Annotated in this window: 9 protein-coding genes and 1 tRNA gene; 5 read left to right on the forward strand and 5 right to left on the reverse strand. The window is 38.6% G+C overall.

The features are described from left to right. Positions 1–71 precede the first annotated feature (71 nt). Positions 72–884, reverse strand: a complete 813-nt coding sequence (locus tag AM629_RS19575; RefSeq protein ID WP_054481277.1) for a radical SAM protein — start codon at positions 882–884, stop codon at positions 72–74. Positions 885–1574: 690 nt separating this feature from the next. Here AM629_RS19575 and AM629_RS19580 point away from each other — a divergent pair. Beyond that, positions 1575–2870, forward strand: a complete 1296-nt coding sequence (locus AM629_RS19580) for an HlyD family secretion protein (protein WP_072161954.1) — start codon at positions 1575–1577, stop codon at positions 2868–2870. A 2-nt stretch (positions 2871–2872) separates the two neighbouring features. Further along, positions 2873–4978, forward strand: coding sequence for a peptidase domain-containing ABC transporter (locus AM629_RS19585; protein ID WP_054481280.1), 2106 nt, complete (start codon positions 2873–2875; stop codon positions 4976–4978). A gap of 155 nt (positions 4979–5133) precedes the next feature. Here the strand turns inward: AM629_RS19585 and mltD are convergent, their stop codons facing one another. Together mltD and gloB are read right to left on the reverse strand one after the other, a co-directional pair. Next, positions 5134–6498, reverse strand: coding sequence for a murein transglycosylase D (mltD, locus tag AM629_RS19590; RefSeq protein ID WP_054481282.1), 1365 nt, complete (start codon positions 6496–6498; stop codon positions 5134–5136). Between the two features lie 71 nt (positions 6499–6569). After that, a complete protein-coding gene (gene gloB, locus AM629_RS19595; RefSeq protein WP_054481284.1) occupies positions 6570–7322 on the reverse strand; it encodes a hydroxyacylglutathione hydrolase in 753 nt (250 codons plus the stop codon). 43 nt (positions 7323–7365) lie between these two features. Between gloB and AM629_RS19600 the strand changes: the two genes are divergently transcribed. After that, the gene (locus AM629_RS19600) at positions 7366–8082 is read left to right on the forward strand and encodes a class I SAM-dependent methyltransferase (RefSeq protein ID WP_054481285.1); all 717 of its coding nucleotides are present in this window, start codon (positions 7366–7368) and stop codon (positions 8080–8082) included. On the opposite strand, the gene rnhA is transcribed toward AM629_RS19600, so the two are convergent. Beyond that, entirely contained in the window at positions 8079–8549 is a 471-nt protein-coding gene (gene rnhA, locus AM629_RS19605) for a ribonuclease HI (RefSeq protein WP_054481293.1), read from the reverse strand. The genes AM629_RS19600 and rnhA overlap by 4 nt on opposite strands. Before the next feature lie 56 nt (positions 8550–8605). On the opposite strand from rnhA, the gene dnaQ reads away from it, so the two are divergent. Beyond that, complete coding sequence (dnaQ, locus tag AM629_RS19610) at positions 8606–9352, forward strand: DNA polymerase III subunit epsilon (RefSeq protein ID WP_054481287.1); 747 nt, start codon at positions 8606–8608, stop codon at positions 9350–9352. Between the two features lie 129 nt (positions 9353–9481). Then, a tRNA-Asp gene (locus AM629_RS19615) sits at positions 9482–9558 on the forward strand. A 111-nt stretch (positions 9559–9669) separates the two neighbouring features. Here the strand turns inward: AM629_RS19615 and AM629_RS19620 are convergent. After that, a complete protein-coding gene (locus tag AM629_RS19620) occupies positions 9670–9921 on the reverse strand; it encodes a helix-turn-helix domain-containing protein (protein WP_054481289.1) in 252 nt (83 codons plus the stop codon). Between the last annotated feature and the right edge of the window lie 569 nt (positions 9922–10490).

Genomic DNA, 10490 nt, shown 5'->3' on the forward strand with positions numbered 1-10490 from the left:
ATGGTTAAACAATGTGATTGTGGCGCCCCGAGCCAGAGAAACAAGCTCAAGAAAGCAGGCTGGAGTGATGATTATCGTGCAAGAGTGTTCTTTGGATGAAGATGAGTCAAAGTATGCTCGCGCCCTGGTGACATCCCAATGCAGTCAGCTGCCCTTCCTGCCATTATAGCTTGTGTTTTCCTGACGAAATCAGAGATATAAGTATATCTATCATTTTCAGCATCAAACCATAAATCGTATAACTTAATCCAAGGTTCATAATATTCGTCTGCTTCTAAACCTAAATCTTCATAAGAGCATACAGCACTACCGGACTTTGTCATTGGTATAACATTGAATGCTATTTTTTCTGATACCATAAAATCATATATATTTTCAACATGTTCTTTGTTTTGTTTATTAATTACAAGTACGCTACCAAACTTTTGGTTTGCTTGGTTTAATTTTCTTATTCCAGACATCACACGATCAAAACTGCCATTTCCCTTTTTATCTATTCTGTTTGCGTCATGTAATGCTTTCGGGCCATCAATAGAAAGACTAACAAGAAAATCATTATTTGAAAGAAAACTAACCCATTTATTAGTTAGAAGTGTTCCGTTAGTTTGTATGGAATTGATATATGAGATTCCATTTGAATATTTTTCTTGTAACCGTAAAACGTTTTCGTAGAATTTTATGCCTGGTATAAATGGTTCGCCACCATGCCATATAAATTCAACACCGGAAAAACATCCTAAATGATTTGCGTAAGAAAAAGTTTCGAAAATGACTCTGGACAAAGTCTCTTCTGTCATAATTGGCTTGCGGATATCTTCATTGTAGCAATAAGTACAAGATAAATTACAAACATGAGTAGGCTTTATTACATTGATGAAATTCATGATCTGTCCCTCAGGCTACATATACATTGTTATGGCCCCATCGGTGCATCATGGGTATAGATATTCTTTCCACTTTGCGATGGTTTTCGGGTTGATATTGTACTGAATATCATCAGTTCATTTATGCTCGTTCGACTATGTTATATTTCTTGACGTACTGCTGGAGTCATACGGGCATATCTATATAAATATAAACTGTAGGGCTAAAATATCTAGTACTAAACCCGGATAAACCTTATAAATATTGTGGTTATTATAAATACGCGCTTTTTTTGTGAATGCAATGGTTATTTTTTAAAATGTGTTTTGTCTCACAAAATTTCACTGTATTTGGGGAGATGATGGAAAGTATGAAATAGTTTAGCCTTTAACATATTTTTATCTCTACTTTCCTGATCGGCTCCAGTTATAGCAAACCCATTCCAAAAGCGATTGATTTTTTTTATGAAAATGTGTAGTAATAATGCACATAATATTTGTATGGGTAATTGCACTATACCCTATGGATTTCAAGATGCGTCGCGACCGCAAGGGAGTGAATCCCCGGGAGCATAGATAACAGATAACTCTGTGACCGGGGTGAGCGAGTGCAGACAACAAAGAGGCAACTTGAAAGATGACGGGTATATGCTGAACATCAGAGGATCTTGACTATTACTGACGACTAACCGATTAACATGGATTAACTATATGAAACACAATATTACTCCTTATAATTATTCTGTTAGAAATCATAAAAACTCATGGCTTGGTCAAGCCCACATTATTTCTGTCATTCCTGCACCATTAGTATTTTTCTTCTCTACCGTTATCGCGTTATCCATAATTTTTCTGATATTTTTCGGTAGTTATACCCGGCGCATTAACGTAGTAGGAGAGGTGATTACTTCGCCTAAAACGATAACTTTGTTTTCCACAACACAGGGAATAGTTACAGATCAATATATTAAGCCTGGTGATTTTGTATCGAGGGGAACAAAGCTTTATAAAATTGATTCCAGCAAAATTAGTGATTCAGGCAATGTCAGCATAAAGTCTCGTTTATCGATAAATCGTCAAATTATGTTGACTGAGCAAATTATTGCCAAAATAGAGGAAGATAAAAACCAAACACTTAAGAATATTCAGCAACAAATTGATGAGTATCTTAGGGTGATTTCTACGGTAGAAAATTTGCTTAGAGATGCCCAAGAGGGATTGACTACAATGGAAAAATATTCCAATTCCTACACAAAATATCTACATAAAGGGCTTATTAATAAAGATCAATTAGCAAATCAAAAATCTCTTTTCTATCAGCAACAAGGTATATATCAAAATATTTATAGTCAAAAAATACAAGCGCAACTTCAAGTGGAAAAATTGAAGAGTGATATGATTACCACGGCTGTTGAATTTGATAACAGAATATCTGAATATCAATATCAACGTTCAGAATTGGAAATAAAACTGGCTAATATCGATCTAAATGAAGCTATGTTAGTCACGGCTCCTTATGATGGATTGGTGGAATCCTTAAGTGTAACGCCGGGACAAATGATTAACACAGGTGATAGTTTAGCACAACTCAGTCCAGGAAAAGATCGACTTTATTATTTAGTATTCTGGCTGCCAAATAATAGTATTCCCTATGTTAAGATTGGTGATCGAGTCAATATACGCTATGATGCTTTTCCTTATGAAAAATTTGGTCAGTTTGGTGGACATATTATTTCAATTTCTAATGTGGCTGCTTCATATCAGGAACTAAAAAGCTACAGTAATTCTCCTATTATATCCAATACGATGACTAATCAATCCTACTATAAAGTCACTGTAACACTTGATGAAAATCGCTTTATCTACCAAGGCAATTCCATGGAAATTAGTAGTAATATGCGTGCGCAAACTACGGTATTTTTGGAAAAACGCTATTTGTACCAATGGATGTTTACGCCTTTCTATGGCATTAAATCAAGTCTTACGGAACAGGACATAGGGAAATAGATATGTTAAAAGACATCTACAAAAAATTGGATTTAGGTTTCAAACAAAAGGTTCCTCAAATTATTCAAAATGAAGCCTCTGAGAGCGGTTTAACATGTATTGCGATGGTAGGGCATGCTTTTGGTATTAAAGTGGAACTGTCTTCTTTGCGGCAGCGTTTTGGTTCCTCTAATATGGAGAAAAATATTTCAGGTTTGGGTGAAATAGTTAATAATTTAGGGATGCAGTCACGAGCGTTAAGTTTAGAGCTGGATGAATTACATAATCTAAAATTGCCTTGTATCTTACATTGGGATATGAATCATTTTGTCGTATTAGTCCATATTCGATTTGGACGATTTATTATTCATGATCCAGAATTTGGTCGTAGAGTTATCGGGTTAAAAGAGGTTGCCTCTCATTTTACTGGCGTGGCTCTTGAGTTATGGCCTAATAATGAGTTTAAAGTTAAGGTTAAAACTATACAAAACCCAGTAAGACTTATAGAATTATTTAATAATGTCCAAGGAGTTAAGGCATTTCTGGTAAAATTAATTAGCTTATCTATCATTGTCGAGCTGGTTAATATACTCTTACCGATTGGAACGCAATTGGTCATGGACCATGTGATTTTATCAAAGGATAAAGATCTATTAGTTCTTATTTGCCTTGGACTGATTGTTTTTACAGTTTTTCGGACATTTGCTAGTTTAATTCGATCTTGGCTTTCTATTGTTATGGGGGCTTTGATCGAAATACAGTGGAAAAATGGCTTATTTAATCACTTAATGGGGTTGCCTTTAGTCTATTTTGAAAAACGAAAACTTGGGGATATTCAATCGCGTTTTAATTCATTAGATGTTATTCGCGATACGTTTACCGATACCTTGGTAAGAGGAGTTATTGATAGTATCATGGTAACGGGTGTTTTTATCATGATGTTATTATATGGCGGCTGGCTATTATGGGTTGTGGTAGGATTTACACTTATTTATACCTTACTTCGGGTAATAACTTATGAATATTATCAACAAGCTTCCCATGAGCAAATTGTAAAAAATGCGCGGTCAAATTCTCATTTAATGGAGACATTGTATGGGATTACTACATTGAAAGTATTAGGTCTTATCAAACATCGTTCACAACAATGGCTAAATCTCAATATAGAAGCAAGTAACTCTCAAATTCGTCTTAATAAATTTGATATGATTTTTGCTGAAGTCAATGCGTTAATCGTCACATTAGAACAAATTACTATTCTTGGATTAGCGACTAATCAAGTGATTAATGAGAATATGACCGTAGGAATGTTTGTGGCATTTAATGCATATCGGGGGTTGTTTGCGGATAGGACAGCTAATCTAATTAACATTGCTCTGCAATTCAGAATGTTGTCGTTACATAATGAGCGTATTTCCGATATTGCGTTATCTAAAACAGAAGAGCAAAAAGAATCACGTCGTATTGTGGCACCAGAAAAGGCCTCCTCTTTGGAGGTCAGGAACTTAACTTTTCGATATGATGAATATGGTAAGCCAATTATTAATAATCTCAATCTTTGCTTTGAATCTGGTGAGAGTGTTGCTATTGTTGGTCCTTCTGGTATTGGTAAAACTACATTGATGAAATTAATGGCTGGCTTAATAGAACCCACTCATGGTGAGATTCTTTTTAATAATATCAATATTATGGATGTTGGGCTAAATAATTATCGTAAGCATATTGCCTGTGTTTTACAGGAAGATAAACTTTTTGCTGGTAGCATTTCCGAAAATATTTCTGGTTTCGATGATAATAGAGACGAAATATGGGTTGAGAAATGTGCCATATTGAGCAATATCCATCAAGATATTCTTAAATTACCCATGAAGTATGAAACAATGTTAAGTGAGTTAGGGGGGAGCTTATCAGGTGGTCAGAAACAGCGTTTATTGATTGCCAGAGCTCTTTATCGTCGCCCCAATATTTTATTCATGGATGAAGCGACTAGTCACTTAGATATTGATAATGAAGCTTCTATTAATGCTGCGATTTCAGCTTTATCGATAACTCGGATAATTATTGCCCACAGACCATCGACGATTGCCTGTGCAGATCGGGTGATAACGCTATCTAATGTAGAATCATAATATTGAATAATAGCATGTTTAATATCCTGGGATGTTGATTATGAAGCCGCTATGAATATTACAATTTCAGCTTTATCCCACTGGATATAAAGGAAATGGCCCCAAAAGAGGGCCATCTATTATTGTCGTCCTTAAAACACCACCGGGAAAGGATTTTAAGCTTCATCAGAAAATTCATTGACATAAAGCGTTAATTCAATTCCAGGTTTGACATCTGTAATTTTTATGCCGTCATTCCAGCTCATTAAGTCTTTAATATTAATACCGTGACGTTTAGCAATGCTGGCCACTGAATCACCCTGACGAACGCGGTAAATAATAGCGTTGTCGTTATTTACCCTCAATGTCTGCCCGATTTTCAATAAATTGGCAGTCCTTAGGTTATTCATACGTTGTAATTCACGGATAGAAATATTAAACCGTTTTGCAATTACGGATAATGTATCACCTGAACGAACTTTATATTGGCTTTGTTTATTCAGGCGGAGGTTATTTTTAGCAACTTCCTGACGAATATTGTTTAAAACGGTTCCATCTGTCAATGAATTTTTAAACTGATCAACTTTTGACTTTGGCAGCATAATATAATGTGGGCCATTAGGGGATGTCACTCCTCGCTTATATCCGGGGTTGTATGCCTTAATAGAAGTTAGGGACATGCCTGCCATTTCTGCGGCTTGAGACAGCGTGATTTGCTGCCCAACATCAACTTGTGCAAGAGCCCGTTGATTATTGGATTTTGGCAGCGTTACGCCATATTTATCGCTGTTGCGGATGACATCACTAAGCGCCAGAACTTTAGGCACATAGAGCGCAGTTTCTCTCGGCAGTGATAATGACCAGAAATTTGTCGGTTTGCCTTTTGCTTCATTTCCTTTCATGGCGCGTATAACACGGCCTTCGCCACTGTTGTAAGCAGCAATAGTCAGTAGCCAGTCGCCATTAAACATTTTGTTGAGGCGTTGCAACAGGTTCAATGCGGCAGTTGTTGAGGCGGCAACATCTCGGCGTGCATCGTACCATTTGTCTTGAGTAAGGCCGTAGTTGCGGCCAGTATCTGGGATAATCTGCCACAGACCTGCTGCTTTAGCATGTGAGGTAGCATGCGGGTTAAAAGCACTCTCCACTATGGGTACCAGTACCAGTTCCATCGGCATATCGCGCTGTTTAATCTGCCCGACTATCCAGTACATATACGGTTCAGCCCGTAAAGTTACATCGTGGAGATAGCTCTTGTGTTTTAAGTAGTAATTTCGTTGTTCACGAACCCTGTAATTGTCAGGGATCTTCATCTTCAACTTATCACGAATGTATCCCCATAGCTCTTGTTGAGTGCTAGGATCACCATCCTTCCAGTAGGCAGCTAACTGGCCGCTATCATCAGTTGCTGCTGCCTTGCCTGTTTTCAGACTCGTTGAAGACGAATTCTGTGCCCGTTGCCCGGCTGTCGTTGACCAATCTGGCCCGGATTGACAGCCAACCAGCAAGACAGATGCGAACAGAATCGCTTTTGTCTTCATGATTAATTTTTATAGTTGCTTAAAAGACGAGCAATAATACTTATCTTATCTTGATATGGCAACTATCTTAATCAGAATTGGTCTTTATTCATTCTGAGTCGACGGAAAACGACGGAAAGCGGTTGGGTATTGGGTTCAATTCCAATATTTCTTTGCAAATCAACATCATCACACTTTAAGAAAAGGTTAATTTTTTTCTCAATTTGTAACGTGGTTGGTACTGTTGGTTGATTGTTTTCCCTCATTTGGGTTACTTTTTGCTGATATTCACTGATGGCCTGATTAGGTAGAATCGCATGCGCAAATTTCATATTAGAAACGGTGTATTCATGAGCGCAACAGATGAGTGTGTCATCAGGTAGCGCGGCTATTTTCCCTATAGATGTATACATTTGCTCAGCGGTGCCTTCAAAGAGGCGCCCGCAGCCACCGGAGAATAATGTATCCCCACAAAAGAGGTAAGGTGCCTGATAAAAAGCAATATGTCCCAGAGTATGACCAGGAACATCTATAACTTGGAAAGAAAAATGACCGAAATTGATGCTATTCCCGCCACGTACTATCATTGTGGCACCTTTGCTCTGTGTTTCCTTTGGGCCGTATACTGGTAGCTCGGGGTATTGATCAAGAATGCCTGGAACGCCACCAACATGATCGTGATGGTGATGGGTAAGTAGAATCGCATTGGGTATCCAGCCATGCGATTTTAAGGTATCAAGAACAGGTTGTGATTCCGCCGGATCGACGATGACAGAGTGTCTATTTTCGTCACAGAGTAACCAAATGTAATTATCTGAAAGGGCCGGAATGCTGATAAGCTTCATTGTATACCTCTTATTAACAGCAGTTTATTAAGGAAAAGAAGCCGTGAAATCTGCACGTACAATACAGAACATGAACCCCCCGGCTTCTTGGGCTGATTTACCTTGGGGGGAATATTACCGTGCCGCTTTGGAACGTCAATTACAACCCTGGTGGCAGAAAATATTTGGTTTCCATCTGTTGAAAATCGGTAATTTGAGTGCCGAAATTGATAGCAAGGCGTGCCCGATTTTCAACCAGATTAATGTTGGTAAGGAAGGGCAGAATATGCAGGTGATTACCGATCCTTACCATCTGCCGTTTGAAGAAAAATCGGTTGATGCTTGTTTGTTGAGTCATATGCTGGCTTACAGTGAAGATCCTCATCGTTTGTTACGGGAAGTTGACCGAGTGATAATTGATGATGGTTGGATTATTATTAGTGGCTTCAATTCATTGAGTTTGCTTGGCTTAGGAAAATTAGTGCCCGGATTATGGCGCTGTCAGCCCTATTGCAGTCATATGTTTTCCCTGATGCGCCAACTTGATTGGTTAAGTCTGCTTAATTATGAAGTGCTGTATCGCGGGAATTTTCAAGTATTACCCTGGCGAAATGAAACTGGTTTTTTTAATCGGCACTTGCCTGTATTTGGTTGTATAAGTCTGATTATTGCCCGTAAACGGACAATACCATTAACTCTAAACCAGATGAAAGTAACGTTGTTAAAGCCTAAATTAAGCGGTGCAGTTGGCGCAACAAAATGTTATCGAAAGCGTAATTAATCTGTATTTTCGATATATCCAGTGTCGGTTTCTGTCGGTGAGTTTGCCGCAGTCCGAGCCAACTCATCACAGCGTTCATTTTCACTATGCCCTGCGTGGCCTTTGACCCATTTCCAGTCAATATCATGGCGGGCAATTGCTTGGTCAAGGCGTTGCCACAAATCTACATTGCTGACAGGGGATTTATCTGCTTTACGCCAGCCGCGTTTTTTCCAGTTATGAATCCATTGGGTGATACCTTGACGCACATATTGGCTATCGGTGGTGAGTATGATTTTGCAAGGGCGTGTTAGCGTTTCCAGGCCAATAATAGCAGCCATCAGCTCCATTCTGTTGTTAGTTGTGTGATGAAAACCTTCACTAAGGGTTCTTTCGTGTTGTTGATAGCGCAATAAAACACCGTATCCACCTGGCCCCGGATTGCCCAGACAAGATCCATCGGTGAAAATTTCTACCTGTTTGCTCATCTCTGGTAGACTCATCCTATTCAATCCAAAATCTTAGTCTGACATAAAAAGGCATTATGAGCACTGCAATTACACGACAAATTGTCCTTGATACCGAAACCACCGGTATGAATAAACTCGGTGTTCACTATGAAGGGCACAAAATTATTGAAATTGGGGCTGTGGAGGTTATTAACCGCCGTCTGACTGGGCGCCATTTTCATATCTATATTAAACCAGACAGATTGGTCGATCCTGAAGCATTCGAAGTTCATGGAATAAGTGATGAATTTTTGCAGGATAAGCCGCTGTTTGCTGATATTGCCGATGAATTTATTGAATTTATTCGTGGCGCTGAGTTGATCATCCATAACGCCCCCTTTGATATCGGCTTTATGGATTATGAGTTTGGGAAACTGAATCGTGATATCCCGCCAACGGCTGATTTCTGTAAGATTACTGATAGCTTACAACTTGCAAGAGCATTATTTCCGGGGAAAAGAAACAACCTTGATGCGTTGTGTGATCGTTATGATATAGACAACTCTAAGAGAACCTTACACGGAGCATTACTTGATGCGGAGATATTGGCTGATGTCTACCTGATAATGACAGGCGGGCAGACTGCTCTTGCGTTTTCGATGGAAGGAGAAGTATCTGGCGGTGCTAATGTTTCTGAAGTGCACCGTATTACCCGTCCTAAAACTGAGTTAAAAGTTATTTACGCAACAGATGAAGAACTTGCGGCTCATGAATCCAGATTGGATTTAGTTGAGAAGAAAGGTGGAAGCTGTCTGTGGCGTATGAATTCTGGACAGAGTTAAAATAAAATTTCAGATAAATTACCTTTTGGGGTGAAAAGTTGATCAGGTGTGCCTTTTTGTTATAAAAAACATTGACGGAATGAATTTGGGTTCGTAATATTCACCACGTTCTCAACCAGAACGCTGCGCGGTGCGGTAGTTCAGTCGGTTAGAATACCGGCCTGTCACGCCGGGGGTCGCGGGTTCGAGTCCCGTCCGCACCGCCAAAATTCCGAAGCCCTGGGTAATCTCCCGGGGCTTTTTCGTTTCCGTTACATCTGCGTAATAATCTCTTTATGGACAGTCGTGAAATGACATTAAAATAAGGCATCGAAATGCTACCAGCACTCTATGCTGCTTATCAGGAACTTATTTTCTTTGCCAGGTTTATAACGTGATGGCCAAATATCGGATGGATGTAAACCTAATTCGATGGCGATCAAGGCTTCTCCTTTTGGCCACGGACGATGTAAGGCATTACTCAGTGTAGATGACGCCAGACCTGCTTTTCGGGAAACCGCTGAAAGATTTGTTCCTTGTTTTCGTAGAGCTGCAATAATATCTGCCGGATGCCAATCTTGGATATACATGAATAATCTCCTGATTTTAATTATAAGGAAATATTGATAACAAATAAATCATCGATATTTTTACTGTTTAATAGTAATTAAGCACAGATTATCAATTAGGGTGAATTGAGCAGGCTATAGAAAAGAATACTTAATAATGAAACCGATTGTTTATAAAGATATTGTCTGTATATTTATGGTGTTCTTTATGAATGTAAAAGTCAAATTCATTATTCTTGCGAAATATTATTAATTTAATAGCTGCATTGATTTATAGTTTCACATGGGTACTTTAATCCTATTTTTCTACAACATGATATGAAATTTTAGTTTTACTAGTGATAAATCTATTGCTGATATTATGGCAGAGTAAAATATTATTACCCGCTTTTTTTGTAATGACATGTTGTTAATTGTCTAAATCATAATAGATACAGGCGATTAATTTAATTGCCTCTATATACCCTTCATCTTTCAAGCTGCTGCTTTGTTGGCTGCGTTCACTTACCCCAGTCACATAGTTATCTATGCTCCTGGGGATGCGTTCACTTGCCGCCGCACTGCAACTTGAAATCTATTGGGTATATAAC

The sequence above is a fragment of the Photorhabdus heterorhabditis genome (assembly GCF_001280945.1).
Classification (GTDB): Bacteria; Pseudomonadota; Gammaproteobacteria; order Enterobacterales; family Enterobacteriaceae; genus Photorhabdus; species Photorhabdus heterorhabditis.